Source organism: Collinsella sp. zg1085, assembly GCF_018889955.1.
In the GTDB taxonomy this organism is placed as follows: domain Bacteria; phylum Actinomycetota; class Coriobacteriia; order Coriobacteriales; family Coriobacteriaceae; genus Collinsella.
This window is the reverse complement of sequence record NZ_CP076545.1, coordinates 1,080,852-1,095,848: the sequence shown is the minus strand read 5'-3', so window position 1 is coordinate 1,095,848 and position 14,997 is coordinate 1,080,852. Positions and strand designations below refer to the sequence as shown.

Annotated in this window: 11 protein-coding genes; 8 read left to right on the top strand and 3 right to left on the bottom strand. The window is 48.7% G+C overall.

Annotated elements, in window-relative coordinates; all coding sequences use genetic code 11:
• Positions 1–24 precede the first annotated feature (24 nt).
• From KPC83_RS04680 to KPC83_RS04645, 8 genes are all read left to right on the top strand, one after another.
• The gene (locus tag KPC83_RS04680) at positions 25–1,779 is read left to right on the top strand and encodes an OPT/YSL family transporter (protein WP_216278112.1); all 1,755 of its coding nucleotides are present in this window, start codon (positions 25–27) and stop codon (positions 1,777–1,779) included.
• A 10-nt stretch (positions 1,780–1,789) separates the two neighbouring features.
• Complete coding sequence (gene priA, locus KPC83_RS04675; RefSeq protein ID WP_216278111.1) at positions 1,790–4,252, top strand: primosomal protein N'; 2,463 nt, start codon at positions 1,790–1,792, stop codon at positions 4,250–4,252.
• Positions 4,253–4,266: 14 nt separating this feature from the next.
• Positions 4,267–4,803: a peptide deformylase gene (gene def / locus KPC83_RS04670; protein WP_216278110.1), complete on the top strand. Its 537-nt coding sequence runs from the start codon at positions 4,267–4,269 to the stop codon at positions 4,801–4,803.
• Between the two features lie 48 nt (positions 4,804–4,851).
• Positions 4,852–5,772 carry a methionyl-tRNA formyltransferase gene (gene fmt / locus KPC83_RS04665; RefSeq protein ID WP_216278109.1) on the top strand — a complete coding sequence of 307 codons (921 nt, stop codon included), beginning with the start codon at positions 4,852–4,854 and terminating at the stop codon, positions 5,770–5,772.
• Positions 5,769–7,175 carry an RsmB/NOP family class I SAM-dependent RNA methyltransferase gene (locus tag KPC83_RS04660; RefSeq protein WP_216278108.1) on the top strand — a complete coding sequence of 469 codons (1,407 nt, stop codon included), beginning with the start codon at positions 5,769–5,771 and terminating at the stop codon, positions 7,173–7,175. Before fmt ends, KPC83_RS04660 begins: the two co-directional genes overlap by 4 nt.
• A gap of 131 nt (positions 7,176–7,306) precedes the next feature.
• A complete protein-coding gene (locus tag KPC83_RS04655; protein ID WP_216278107.1) occupies positions 7,307–9,238 on the top strand; it encodes a glycoside hydrolase family 13 protein in 1,932 nt (643 codons plus the stop codon).
• Positions 9,239–9,412: 174 nt separating this feature from the next.
• Positions 9,413–9,658 carry an FmdB family zinc ribbon protein gene (locus KPC83_RS04650; protein ID WP_216278106.1) on the top strand — a complete coding sequence of 82 codons (246 nt, stop codon included), beginning with the start codon at positions 9,413–9,415 and terminating at the stop codon, positions 9,656–9,658.
• A 196-nt stretch (positions 9,659–9,854) separates the two neighbouring features.
• Entirely contained in the window at positions 9,855–10,229 is a 375-nt protein-coding gene (locus tag KPC83_RS04645; protein WP_216278105.1) for a hypothetical protein, read from the top strand.
• Positions 10,230–10,804: 575 nt separating this feature from the next.
• Here KPC83_RS04645 and glgA read toward each other — a convergent pair.
• The 3 genes from glgA to KPC83_RS04630 all read right to left on the bottom strand — a co-directional run bounded on the left by glgA (position 10,805) and on the right by KPC83_RS04630 (position 14,986).
• Positions 10,805–12,592 (bottom strand): glycogen synthase GlgA, encoded by a 1,788-nt coding sequence (glgA, locus tag KPC83_RS04640; protein WP_253200872.1) that lies wholly within the window; start codon positions 12,590–12,592, stop codon positions 10,805–10,807.
• A 135-nt stretch (positions 12,593–12,727) separates the two neighbouring features.
• Positions 12,728–13,837, bottom strand: coding sequence for a glucose-1-phosphate adenylyltransferase subunit GlgD (gene glgD / locus KPC83_RS04635; RefSeq protein ID WP_216278104.1), 1,110 nt, complete (start codon positions 13,835–13,837; stop codon positions 12,728–12,730).
• A 3-nt stretch (positions 13,838–13,840) separates the two neighbouring features.
• Positions 13,841–14,986, bottom strand: a complete 1,146-nt coding sequence (locus KPC83_RS04630; protein ID WP_216278103.1) for a glucose-1-phosphate adenylyltransferase — start codon at positions 14,984–14,986, stop codon at positions 13,841–13,843.
• Between the last annotated feature and the right edge of the window lie 11 nt (positions 14,987–14,997).

Below are 14,997 nucleotides of genomic sequence, written 5' to 3'. Positions count from 1 at the left end.
GAGCGGATATACGAAGGAGCATATATGAGCTCAACAGCGCGTAGCACCAAACGTGGTGCCTATTTTAGTGTGCCAGCAATACTTATTGGCACGATTGGCTGTGTGATTATCACTGCGTCGTCAGTGTATACAGCACTCAAGATGGGGTCTTTACCTTGGCCAACAATATTTACCTCTATCACCTCACTGGTGGTATTGCGTGTTTTTGGACGCAATAGTATTCAGGAGGCAAACCTTACTCAAATTATTATGTCTGCGGGCTCTATGGTGGCAGGCGGCATCGCCTTTACCATACCGGGCCTTTGGATTTTGGGTCTTAACAATGCGGTGTCACTGCCAGAAATTGCTTTTGTGGCGCTTGCGGGAACCCTGCTGGGTTTGGTATATACCGCACTTATTCGTAAGCGTTTTGTTGAAGAATCCAAGCTTGAGTATCCCATTGGTCGGGCTGCTGCAGAAACACTTAAGGCAAGTGAGGCTAAAGGTGAAACGGGCAAGCGTTTATTGGTGTCGATGGGGCTTGCAGGAATATGGGCATGTCTTCGTGATGTAGTGAAGCTTATTCCTGCTATGTGGGGAAGCCTTCCTATAGAAGGCGTGGCATTTGGTTTTTATAATTCTCCTATGCTGGTGTCTGTGGGTTTCTTAATTGGAGCTGAATCGGTTGTATTTCAGCTGCTCGGCGTAGTAATTGCGCATGGAGGCATCATTGTTGGTGGTACACAGCTTGGGTTTTTGAGCGTTCCCGCAGCAACAGGGTTTGTTGCTTCGCTTGGCATGGGAATCATGATGGGCTCAGGTATTGGTGTTGTGCTCAAAGATATTGCGCCTAAGTTTTTCAAGCATCTCTGCACTCAGCGTGATGAGGTTGATACATCAAATATGGGCGCACTATCATCAGAAAAAGATGCAGCTACAGGCAGTGGTAAGGACTGCGAGCTGCAGCATCAACCAAGGCATAAGCAGGGTGTGTCGTCTTTTTCTCGCTTTGAGCAAGGTGGTTTAGCGCTTATGGTGGCAAGTGCAACACTGATACTGGTGAGTGCCTTGCATGTGCCGCCTGTGGCAACAGTTCTGGTAGTTGGTCTGAGTTTTGTAACTACCATTATGAGTGCTCAGTCGGTTGGAAAAACAGGCATTGACCCTATGGAAATCTTTGGCCTCATTGTATTGCTCCTTGTTGCAGCAACAGGGGTAAGCTCACCAGTAACGCTTTTCTTTGTGGCGGCGGTGGTTGCAGTAACCTGTGGGCTTGCGGGCGATGTTATGAGCGACTTTAAGACTGGTGCAATCTTGGGCAATAATCCCAAGGCGCTGTGGTATGCCCAAGCTCTTGGCGCGCTGTTGGGTTGTGTTGTGGCGGTGTTGATTTTAGGTGTGCTTGTTGCAGCATATGGCCCTGAATCGTTTGGTCCGGGAAAGTTTTTTGTTGCAGCGCAGGCCAGTGTAGTGGCAACTATGGTATCAGGCATTCCGAGCATGTTTGGCTTTGTGTTAGGTCTTGTCACAGGTATTGTGCTTTATGTTGTTGGACTGCCCGCTATGATGTTTGGCTTGGGCGTATATCTTCCGGCTTATATGACTATCTCTATGTCAGTAGGTGCACTTATCAAATATATCTACGAGCGCATATCGCGTGCACGCGGCATAGACCAGCGTTTGCGTGATGAGCGTGGGATTATTGTTGCCTCTGGCGTGCTTGGTGGTGAATCTATTGTTGGCGTGCTCATTGCTTTAGTGAGTGTATGTATGGGTTTGTTTGGTGCATCGATGAGCTAGACTAGTGTGTATGACACATATTGCACCGACACAGACAAACCTATTTGATGAGGCAGCTTTGGCAAAGACAGACATTGATGCACAAGGCTCTGATTCGCCTGAGCACGCTCAGCCTTCTTGCACGCACCAGCGCTACAGCTTGTTTGCTTCGGTTGTACTCGATATTCCCACACGAGCCCTTGCTGATTCGTTTGCCTATGGGGTACCTGATGCTATAGCCAAATCAGTGCATATTGGCTGTACGGTACTGGTTCGTTTTGGTGGACGACTTGCTGTGGGCTATGTTATTGCCGTCAATGCTGAGCTAAAAGCCTTATCGGGCGCTGAACATCTTCAACATACAAAGATTCAACCGCTTATAAGCGTGCTTAGCCCCCCACGCTTTTCTGAGACCTCTGCGCATCTTGCAGTATGGATGAGCCATGAATATGTTGCTACCTTGCTTGAGTGTTTGCGTCTTTTTTTGCCACCAGGAACAACGCCAAAACTTAAGAAAAACGCCGAAGGAAATTATGAGCTTATACAGGCTCAGACGAAAGCTCTTGAAGAGCGCTGGGTATCGCTCACAGCAAGGGGATTTGCCTTTGAGCCGCGAAATTCGGCAACACGGCAGCGCCAGCTCGTGGATGCACTGCGCTCAGGTCCGCTTACCACACGTGAGCTTCGGGTGCTCTACACCGATATGAGCTCGGCTATCCGTGCGCTCGAGAAAAAAGGTATCGTGCACATAGAGAAGCGGCGCTCGTGGCGTGGGGGAGAGTATGATACGAGCCTCTCATCTGCTCAGGCACACGTTCCTGGGCAGCTCACAGAAGGACAGCTTAATGCGCTTGCAGCAATTGAAGATGTCAGGCAGCATCAGCGCGATGATGTAATTGTCATTGATGGTGTCACAGGGTCAGGAAAGACCGAGGTTTATTTATCGGCAATCGCAGCAGTTATCGCAGAGGGTAAATCGGCGTGTGTGCTTGTGCCGGAGATTTCTCTTACGGCGCAGACCGTTGGTCGGTTTCGTTCGCGTTTTGGCTCGATGGTGGCGGTATTTCACTCGCGGTTATCAGCTGGTGAGCGACTTGACCAGTGGGATATGGTGCACTCTGGAGCTGCGCGTGTGGTAGTGGGTGCTCGTTCGGCACTTTTTTGTCCGCTGCAAAACCTAGGCCTTATCATCATTGATGAGGAGCACGAGCAATCCTATAAGCAGGGCTCAGCACCGCGCTATCATGCGCGTGAAGTTGCCGCTGAGCTTGCAAAAACTCATAAGATTCCCCTTGTGTTAGGGTCTGCTACACCCTCTGCTGAGGCGCAGGAACGCTGTTTGCAAGGGCAATTTGGTGGGCAAACCTGGCTGCGGGTTGCAATGCCTGAGCGCCCGGGACGCTCAGCGTTGCCTCAGATACATATGGTAGATTTGCGCAAAGAGTTTAGGCTGGGCGCGCGCTCTATTTTTTCTAAGCAGCTGGCAGAAGCGTTGCTTGAGGTTGTGTCACGGGGTGAGAAGGCGGTGCTGCTTCATAATCGACGTGGCTTTGCACCGTTTTTAATGTGCCGTGAGTGCGGCTGTGTTCCCAGCTGCCCACACTGTTCTACCTCGCTTACCTATCACGAGCGTACCCATGCACTCATGTGTCATACCTGCGGCACAAGCTATCGAGTGCGACCCTATCCAGCAATGGGTTCGGCCTGTCCTCAATGCCATAGCCGCTATCTTGCAAAAATGGGTATCGGAACACAGCAGGTTGAAGATGAGTTGCGCCAGCTTTTGCCAGCAGATGTTGCAATTATTCGTATGGACGCAGATACCACTAAGACCAAAGATGCGCATAAGGAGCTACTTGAGGCTTTTGACGCGGCACCTACGGCGGTACTTTTAGGTACACAGATGATTGCCAAAGGCTTGGATTTTCCTGAGGTAACTCTTGTTGGCGTTGTTATGGCCGACTATGCGCTCAAAATGCCAGATTTTCGTGCGCAAGAGCGTGCATATAGTCTACTTGAGCAGGTTGCGGGTCGTGCGGGACGCGGAGAGATGCCTGGTCAAGTTATCATTCAGACCTATCTTCCTGAAGAAGCAGTAATGCGCGCTGTATTTAGGCATGATAGAACTATCTTTACCAAACATGATGCTGATATGCGGCGGAGCGCCCTGTATCCTCCCTATGTTCGCCTAACAAATGTTGTGCTTTGGGGAGCGCAAGAAGCGCGAGTGCGTGCGGCAGCTGAGCGCTTGGCGGGACTTGTGAGAGCGGTGTTGAGCGAGACAAAGAGTGAGCACTCTCAGAATTTGCCTCAACTTTTGGGGCCTGTGCCTTGCGCTCTTGCACGCGTAAAAGATCGTTTTCGCTTTCACTTTATGCTTAAGACCCCGCTTGGGTATGATGTATCACGTGTGGTGCGTCATGCGCTTACTACATTTGGAACTGTTCCCGATATTCACGTGAGCGTCGATGTTGATGCTTACGATGTAAGCTAGAAAGGAGCTCATCAATGGAGCTCAACGGTATTGTGTTATCTCCTGACCCACGCCTTAAAACGGAGTGTGCACCTATTGAAGAGATTACGCCTGAAATTCGTGAACTCGCTGAATCTATGAAGCAAACCATGTTTGAAGATGGCGGAGTTGGTTTAGCGGCGCCGCAGGTGGGTGCACTTGTACAGATGGTGTTGGTGGATACCGAATATAGCTCTGCTGAGGACTATGACCCCTATGTGCTCATCAACCCAGTGATTGTTGAAAAGAGCGACACTATGCAGACAAGCTGCGAGGGTTGTCTTTCAATTCCTGGGATTACGGTTGAGATTGCACGTCCCGACCATGTTGTGGTTGAGGCATATAACCTTGATGGTGAGCTTATGGTGTACGAGGCCAGCAATGACTTGTTCTGTGTATGCCTGCAGCATGAGATAGACCATCTTCACGGCATTACGATGTTTGACCATTTAGCCCCAGCTGCGCGGGCGCGCGCATTGCGTGAGTATCAGGAGGCTCTCGCGCGTGGCGCTAAGCCGGGCGACACAGAATAAGTGTCGTGGCATGTAATACGTTTGTTTTGAGCAAAGGAGCTGGTATATATGCGCATTGCGTTTATGGGAACACCTGAATTTGCAGTTCCAACATTAAAGGCATTGCACGGCGCTGACCATGAAATATGTGTTGTATATACCCGTCCTGATGCCGTTCGCTCGCGAGGTAAACAGCTACAACCCTCTCCGGTAAAACTTGAGGCGCAGGCACTGGGCTTAACGCTGGTTGAGACTGCTCGTTTGAGTGATGAGCATATTGCGGCGCTCAAAGCACTTGAACTTGATTGCATTTGCGTAGCAGCCTATGGCTGTATTTTGCCTGATGCTGTTTTGGATGCAGCGCGCTTTGGCTGCATTAATGTACACGCCTCACTTCTGCCGCGTTGGCGCGGTGCTGCTCCTATTCAGCGCGCAATCTTGTCAGGCGACGAATGTGCGGGTGTGTCCATTATGAAAATTGGACAAGGTGTTGATACGGGAGATTATTCTTTGCAAGCCTCAGTGCAGGTTCAAGATAAGACAAGTGCTGAGCTTAGCTCTGAGCTTGCGGTTTTAGGTGCGGATATACTGATTAAAGCCCTAGCTCAGCTTGAAGTGGGTACGCTTGTTTGGACAAAGCAAGACGAGACACTTGTAACCCATGCTGCAAAGCTTTCTAAAGCTGAGATGATGCTTACTCCTCACATGACGGCTGATGAGGCATATCGTCATGTACGCGCATCAGGTGATACCGCGCCCGCGCGTTGTCTTTTTGCTGGAAAAGCCCTACGTTTGCTCAAGGTAGGCCTGTCTGACGCTGCTCTTGCACCGGGTGCGGTGCACATTGTTGGCAAGCATGTGTATATGGGATTTACAGACGCAGCACTTGAGGTGTTTGAGCTTAAGCCCGACGGTAAGCGTGCAATGGACGCTGCGGCTTGGGCGGCAGGTCAGCGTGTTTTAGAGCTTAACTGGGACGCACTCTCGTGACACGCGTAAGTCCCGCGCGGCGGGTAGCACTTCGCGCTCTTTGTCAGGCTGAGCACGATGCTGTATATGTTCGCGAGCTTTTAGGCACAAAAGATTATAGGCTTGATGATGTGCGTGATGCTGCGTTTGCTCTGCGCCTTGCTTTGGGGGTCACAGCAACAAGGGGCTGTCTTGATGAGGCTCTTAATGCTCACCTTATGCATCCCCAGAAACTATCAATGCGCGTGCGTATGGCACTTCGTATAGCCGCGTTTGAGTTATTGTATTTAGATGCTTCACCGAGGGTGGCTGTTAGTCAGGGTGTTGAGTTGGTGCACACACAGGCGCGTGCGGCGGCTGGTCTTGCGAATGCCGTCTTGCATTGTGTGGCTGATGCGCGCAGTGATTATCTTGCTCCAACAGATATATCAGATGAGCGTGAGCGTTCATATGTAGCTTTTGCTCGTCAGGCGGGTATGCCCCATTGGCTGGTAAAGCGCTTCGCCACCGCATATGGTGATGAACAATTGCAGGCTATATTGGCAGCAGCACTTGAGGCGGCTCCTGTAAGTATCTGTTGTAATCCACGGGCACTGCAATCCTCTCATTTTCAGCAGCTTTTGCAGGAAGTACATGCAAGCCCAGTAGCTTTACACGTGCACAATGAAGTTGATGAGGCTATTGAGCATAGTGCGTGCGAGGCAACAAAGGCACTACCTCAGCTGAGTTATTACGTAGATGAGATTGCTCCTCTTATTCGTGCAGGTGTATTTGCACAATCTGATGCGGTTGTGTCTGATGTGCATGCCCAGGCTGTTGCGCTGAGGGCACTTCGTGCTGGTAGTTTGCTTGAGATTGGTGCCGGACGAGGAACTAAAAGTTTTGTGCTTACAGCCTACGCAGCAGCTACTGGCTTAGAACGAAAACATGTGGCACTTGAAATCTCAGCGCAAAAAGCCCAGCTTAATCAGGAACGGCTCCGGCAGGCTGGATTAGGCGCAGGTGTAGAGATTGTTGTTGGAGATGCTTTGCAGCTTGATAAGGCGCTTGCGAGCCAAGATAAGGCTGGCTCGTGTCCTCAGCGCTTTGATACGGTGCTCGTAGACGCCCCTTGCTCGGGCACCGGTACTATGCGTCGCCATCCTGAGATTGTATGGCGCGTAACACCAGAGGCACTTGATGAGAGTTTTCCGTATGTGCAATTAACGATGCTCCAAGAGGCGAGTGCGCGCGTTGAGGTGTCTGGTGAGCTTATATATGCCACGTGCTCCATAATGCCGCAAGAAAACAGTGAGCTTGTTGCCGCATTTTTAGCATCTCAAGCGGGCGCTTCGTTTACGCTTATTGATGAGGTGCAAACCTTGCCATTACTGGGTTTGGGTGATGGTCATTACTGTGCGCGTATGCAGCGCATTGGGGAGTAGATATTTCCTCGTAGATATTTCACGGTCAGCGTGTATACCTGTATAAAACATCTTGGTAAACGCAGTATTTGCCCCTATACTGTCACGCGTTTGTTGCCCGCGTTGTTGTATCGTTTGAAATAAGGATTACTATGAGATGTGTACATCAAAGTCGCTGGTTAGAATATCGTGCGCCCTTTGGTGCGCTGCCGCTTGGTACATCGGTGACTCTCTCGATGGACGCATTTGAGTGCAACCCTTTCGAGATTGCAGTGTATCTGAGAACATGGATAGATGGGGTAGGTGAAAAGCGTTATCGCTGTGAGCAAGATTCGGAGCATGCGCATCGGTTTTCTGTTACGCTTACGCCTGATACACCAGCTCTTTTATGGTATCGCTTTGTGATTGATAGCCCCGAGGGCTGTTTTACGCTTGGTGCAGCTCAGGGATGCGTGGGCGGTACCGGTGTGATGAGCAACAATCCTGAGGCACCTTCATTTCAAATTACGGTGTATGAGCCGCGCACAATTCGTCCAAGCTGGTATGAGGGTGGTGTGGTATATCAAATTTTCCCTGACCGGTATCGCCGTGATGCTGCGTGGCGCGAGCGTTGCCAAGAAGTACTTGCACAGCCGCATGCCGGTATTCCCCGCCAGCTTGTTGAAGCTTGGGATGAGCCTCCTGTCTATGAGCGAAATCCAAATGGTTCAATTAAGCACTGGGATTTTTACGGAGGGTCGCTTAAAGGCATTGAGGAGGATTTATCGCGCTTAGCAAAGCTGGGCATTACAGCAATCTATCTCAATCCTATTTTTGAGGCAGCAAGTAATCATCGCTACGATACGGCAGATTATTTGGCTATCGACCCTATGCTGGGTACAAAAGAAGATTTTTCTAGCCTATGTGCTACAGCGCAAAATTTAGGTATTTCCATTATTCTTGATGGGGTGTTTAATCATACCGGTGATGATTCACGCTATTTTAATCGCTTTGGAAACTATCCCGATGCGGGCGCCTGGCACGATGTTCATTCTCCGTGGCGTCGAGCCTTTCATTTTCATGATGATGGCAGCTATGACGCATGGTGGGGGATTGGTAATATGCCTGCCCTCAACGAGGCATCGCCAGAGGTGCAAGAGCTCATTTTGGGTGATGATGGCGTAGTGCGTTACTGGCTGCGTGCAGGAGCATCTGGCTGGCGCCTTGATGTGGCAGATGAGTTGAGCGATGAGTTTTTAGCAGGAATACGCCGCGCCGCGTGTACCGAGAAACCTGATGCGCTCGTGCTTGGTGAGGTTTGGGAAGATGCGTCAAATAAAGTAAGTTATGGCATGTTGAAACGCTATCTTTTGGGCACCGAGCTTGACTCAGCCATGAACTATCCGGTGCGTGATGTCATTATTGGCTTTTTACGTGGTTGGATGAGTGCTGAGCTGGCCGCAGAAACCCTTGAGAGCCTGCGTGAAAACTATCCACCTGAAGCGCTTTGCTGTGCGCTTAATCTCTTGAGCAGCCATGACCGTCCACGTATTTTATCGGTTTTAGGTGAGGCGCCCGATGAGGCGCAGTTGCCTGAATATGAGCGTGGACGTTTCCGCTTGGATACAGATGGTATGGAGCTTGGGTTGGCCCGGCTGCGCCTTGCCTGTCTTATGCAAATGTTATTGCCGGGTGTTCCGTCCATTTATTATGGAGATGAATTTGGGCTTGAAGGGCTTACCGACCCAGGTAATCGGCGCACGCTCCCTGATGCAGCATCTATAACTGATATGCGAGCACATGCGGCACATACCCAAGCCTTGCGCCTTCGCCAAGGTTATGAGGTTTGTCGCACGGGAGGCTGGTATAGTTGGGCTGCGGCGCAGGATGTCCTTGCGTTTGAGCGTACAAGCGCCAAGGAACATATGACCGTGCTGATTAACCGACATAGAAGTGAAACACGAGCGCTGAGCTGCCAGTTTGTAGGTCCACAGGTTGAAGATTTGCTGAGCGGCCGCATATATTCTCTCGGTCAAGACGCACGGGTAAGCCTCAACTTAGAGCCGCTTTCCGCGATGGTTTTATATGGTGTACGCTCTCATTAAACACTCATGTAGAGGTGGCTTTTGTTGTTGTAGGCTGAGCGCTGATTTGATGGGTGCTGCTCGAGCCTTGTAATATTTGCAGCCTTCCTACAACTTAGGGGTGTAGGAAGGCTGAACTTGGGGTAGATTAGTCACGTTTGTTGATACATGGTGGCTTGCAGGAAGGTTTTGGTCATGGCTCATTACGATTATCGTTGTACATCGTGCTCACACGTATTTGAGGTTGAGCATGGTATGACCGAGCGTCCGGCACTCTTTTGCCCGGTTTGTGGGTCTGCTGCGGAGAAGGTCTTTTACGCAAGTGGTATTGAGTTTAAGGGAAATGGTTATTACAACACTGACCAGCGTCCAAAGAGTACTTCATCGTCAAGCTCAGACAACTCTTCAAGTTGCAAAAACTGTCCGCACAAGGAGCATTAGAATTATTGACGTCTAGCTTATTATACATAAGTGAGAATTAAAGATATGGGGGGGGGTTAAAATGTCGGTAAAATAGCTACAACTCAATTATAAATGGTCAATTTGTTTAGGCTTATTACTCGTTTTTCTCCTGTGTCTTTATTCGCTGTTCTTATCGCTTGGAGTTGAAAAGAGATTAACCAGTTATTCAACTGGATTGTCTGAGGGATTTAACATACATGGTACATATTCTGCGCAACGTAGTTCTGGATATTTATTTACCGTTGACGACCATAGCCAGAATGATAAAGACGATAGCCGTATAAGCTGGGAAATCTCAAATACGGCAAACAATTCTGATAATTCTGAAATCAAAGGTCTTTCAAAAGGCTTTTTAGCTCGCACAGCAGACCCAAATACATATGATTTACAAGATAGGTCAACAAAATCACTTGGAATCGTTTATCTATCCTTTAATCAGTCACAAAAAACGTTCTATCTGCGTATTCATAAGAACGATGAGCCTATAACTCAATATATAGAATTGATTAAAACCTCTGACACCCTAACGTATATTACTGCTGAGGAGTAACGAATACATATTTTGTTTGACAATTAAAAAAGTCCTTTTCGTCGAGAGAGCTCCGATACAATTCGTCGTGCTAGCTCATCACGTGAAGTCGATTTATTAACACCACTGCTAGTATTGAAATGGACTGGCTCTTTGCTTTCAAGAACATAACTCCTCCTTACATAAGGGTATCTGAGCTGCAACAGCTGCAGCATGTCAGATATTTGGAGTTTTGTCTTGTCAGACAAAAGGATGAAATTATTAATTATATGTATAAGCTGCAATTTTCTACATATGTCATAGCTCCAACGTGTTGGCTTGAAAGCTTGTGAACATAGCTAAAAACAGTGCAGCAATAGAGGGCTTTTGCACCATATTTTGCTGAGATAAGCCTTTGGTCAGGTTTAGATTCAAAGAATCTCTATATTTAATAACCCATATAACAACCCAAGATTCACGAGCACCATATATGCACAACGAATTAGGGCTGTATCATAAGAGGCAAATCGGTATTATAGCAAACACAGACACACACTCAAAACTCAAGGAGGAGTTTTGAGTGTGTTCTTTAATGATTATCTGATTTGAAGTAAGAGCTATGCTTTCTTACTCCGTGTCGCCGTGCTCTTTTTTGAAGTGCTTATTTTGGTATCAGCTTTTCCTTTTACCGTACTACGAGCTGGCTTTTTCTTGGTATCAGCCGCGGTAGGTGCAGTCTCAACCACGGGTTCTTTTTGCGCTGAGGTTTTGGGTGTTGCTGTGCGTTTTGTCGTCTTTTTTGTAGAGCTTGTTTTGCTATTTGTTTTGCTTTCTGCTTCGCTCTTGATGCTCGTTGTTGAGGTTTTGCGCGCCCGCGTCTTTTTGGTAGAAGCCTTAACGGGAGCTGCTGCTACACCAGCTGCCGTGCCACCCGGTCGTTCACGGTCGGGGCGCAGCCAGAAATACAAATCAAGATAGCGCTCAGCACTTTGCTGCCAGCTAAAGTCGGTCTGCATAGCACGCTTGACCATGCGCTCAAATGCCGCACGGTTATCCCAGAAAAGCCGCGCCGCACGGAATACCGCGTCTCCCATTTCTTCGCCGTTAAAGTTTGCAAAGCTAAAACCAGTGCCTTCATCGGTTACATAATTGTAGGGAATAACGGTATCTTTTAAGCCACCAGTTTCACGCACAATAGGCAAGGTGCCAAAGCGCATGGCAATCATCTGAGATAAACCACAGGGCTCAAACAGTGAGGGCATTAAGAATAAATCCGACCCTGCGTACATACGCTCAGAGAGGGTAGGGTCAAATTGAATGCGCGCAACCATCTGTCCGGGATAGCGCGCTTCAAAGCTGCGTAGACTTTCTTCATACCACGGGTCACCGGTGCCTAAAACAGCTACTTGTATGCCGCCTGATAGAATACGGTCAAGTGCATAATTAACTAAGTCCATACCTTTTTGACGAGTGAGTCGTGTGACCATACTCATAAGTGGTACATCATCGCGCACTTCAAGGCCAAGTTCTGTTTGCAGTGCCGCTTTACAAGCTGCTTTGCCATTCATATCACGCGCAGAGAAGTTGGCTGCAAGACCAGGGCATGTACTGGGGTCAAAATGTGTAGTGTTGATACCATTGACAATGCCTTGCAAAATAGAAGAGCGCCGGCGGAGTACGCCGTCAAGTCCTTCACCAAAGGCGGGGCTTTGAATTTCTGCGGCATAACTGGGAGAAACAGTGGTAATGGCATCACTATAGTTGAGTGCACCGAGCATATAGTTTATTGAAACATCGTCGGAGCGCAGCTGTGCTGCGGCAGCGGGGATATGTGCAAGGCCTAGCACATCGGATAGCACCACGTCTGAGAATTGACCCTGAAATGCGATATTGTGAACTGAAAAAATAGTTTTAATGTTGGTATAGCCTTCGAGTTCTTGATAAAACTCGCGTAAAAACACCGGTGCGAGAGCCGTATGCCAGTCGTTGCAATGCAAGATGTCACAGCGCAAGTCTTGGGGGAGATGCTGCAATGATTCGCAGATTGCTTTTGCAAAAAATGCAAAACGCTCACCGTCATCGAAGAAGCCATAAGGATAACCGCGCCCAAAATAGTGCTCATTATCGAGGAAAAGAAACGTTACGCCATCTAGGTCAAGGCGCTCTAGTCCACAGTAGAGAGTGCGCCAACCAAGGGGAACCTCAAAATGCGCTATATGCTCCATGCGCTCTTTATAGCTATCAGCAATGCTTGCATACTTGGGTACCATAACCACAACTTGGATACCAGCCGCAACAAGTGCCTGGGGGAGTGACCCTGCAACATCGCCCAGACCTCCCGTTTTAATAAACGGAGCAGCTTCGGCAGAGGCAAAAACAACACCCATAGTTTCCATTTGAGTCATGGTCTCCCTTTCGTAGTGTGCCCGGTGCTTTTGGCACCAGGCACAAGGCGTTTACATGATATAGCTTAGCTCAACTGCGCATGCAGATGAGCTAAGGGCAAGTTATAGAGCAGCTATGCAATGCAATAGCAACATTTACGCTCGAAGCGGCGCTTTACCAATGACAAGTGTGTTATCAAAGGTGCCACGGAGCTCAGTATTTTCTGGCACCACATTGTTTTTATCCAAAATGGCGTTTTCAACGGCAGCGCCAGTACGAATGATGCAGTCTTGCATGATGATGCTGTTGAGCACCTTTGCCCCGCTTTCAACAATAACACCGCGCGACAAAATAGACCCGCGAACGGTTCCTTTAATAACGCAACCAGCAGAAATAAGCGAGTGATGAACATTGCACTGTTCGGCATACCGCGCAGGTGCACTATCATGCGCCTTGGTAATAATGGGTCGATCTGGTTGGAAGAGGCGGTCGTAGGTATCGGGGTTCAAAAGGTCCATGCTGCGCTCAAAATAGGTGCGCTCATTAAAAATTCCTACCATGAGACCCTTAAACTCATAGCTGCATACATCAATGCGCTCAAAGTCGCCGCGAATGGCTTCAAAGAGGTCAAGATAATCTGCCATGGCATAGTCTTCGATGATGGAGAGCAAAAGCTCGCGCCCAATAATGAAGCAATCAATGAACTTGCAATCGCCGTAGTGGCAGCCGCTTCTTACCTCAGCAACACGACCTCTATCGCCAATGATAAGTGATTGTGCATCTTCTTGGTTGCGCTCTGCCATGCCGTATACCATAGTCAGACCAGCACCTGAGCTTTCGTGCGCATCTATCATTTCATCGAGGTTGAGATTTGCCACAATATTAGACCCCATCATGACAACATAGGGTTTATTGGAGCGTCTAAAGAGCTCTGCATTTGCAATAATGTCACGCAGTAAGAAACGCATGCCGCGTTTACTTGTGCCATATGCGTTGCCAGGTACTAAAAATAGACCACCCTTTTTCCGGTCGAGTGTCCAGTCTTTACCTGACCCAACGTGGTCAATTAAAGAACGGCAATCACCAGGCATAACAAGACCAACCGTCTTAATGCCGGCGTTCATCATGTTTGAAAGTGGGAAGTCAATCAAACGATACCGTCCCATAAAGGGAATCGAAGCAAGCGGACGGTTTTCTGTGAGAGCACTGTGCCTGCGAGAAATATAGTTTGCGGTGATGTATCCAATAGCTTTTTGGTTAATCATGATTTATTCCCCCTTGCCAATGACAACATCATTTCCCACGACTGCGGTATCGCGCGTGGTATCCACAGAACCCAGGCGCACACCCTCTTCTACGACTGCATGCTCGCCTAAAATTGCGCGGCAAACCCGCGCGCCAGCTTTAACAACGGCACCGGGTAACAGTACCGAGTCTTCAACGATGGCACGCTCACCTACAACAGCGTCAGTTGATAAAATCGAGTGAGTTGCCGTGCCAAAGACCCGCGCACCGTTTGAAATCAAACAATCTCGCACAATGGCATCAGGTCCAATGTAGTGCGGTGGACGTGTGGTGATATTAGAAAGTACAGGGAAGCTTTTATCAAACAAATCAAACTCAGGGTTATCGCCCAATAAATCCATTGATGTTTCGTGGAAGCTTGCAATAGTACCTACATCTTTCCAAAAACCGTGGAATTCATAGGTGTATAGCCGTTTTTGTTCAGCAAGCATCTTTGGAATAATGTCATTACCAAAGTCGTGGCTGGAGCGCGTATCGGCAGCGTCAGCTTCTAGTGCAGCAATCAGGGTGTCAGTATTAAAGATATAAATGCCCATTGAGGCGAGATTGGAGTCTGGCTGATCGGGCTTCTCATCAAACTTGATAATGCGATCATCGTCGTCGGTGGTCAAAATACCAAAACGACTTGCCTCCTCCCATGGCACTGGCATAACCGAAACAGTAAGTTCAGCATTATGCTCAATATGAGACGTGAGCATCTTGCGATAGTCCATGCGATAGAGATGGTCTCCCGACAAAATGAGAACGTAGTCAGGGTCGTTGATGCGAATAAACTCAAGGTTTTGCGTTATGGCATCAGCGGTGCCGGCGTACCACGCCCCGCCGTCCTGTGTAGCATAGGGTGGCAAAATTGAAATACCACCTTCGCGGGAGTCCATGTCCCAAGCTTCGCCCGAGCCAATATAGGAGTGAAGAAGATAGGGTCGATATTGCGTGAGTACTCCAACAGTATCAATACCTGAATAGGTGCAGTTTGAGAGCGCAAAATCGATAATCCTAAACTTACCACCAAAGGAGACTGCCGGCTTAGCGATTTTCTGCGTGAGCGCACCCAAACGACTGCCCTGTCCACCCGCCAAGAGCATGGCGATACATTGTTTTTTCGTCATAAAAACCACCT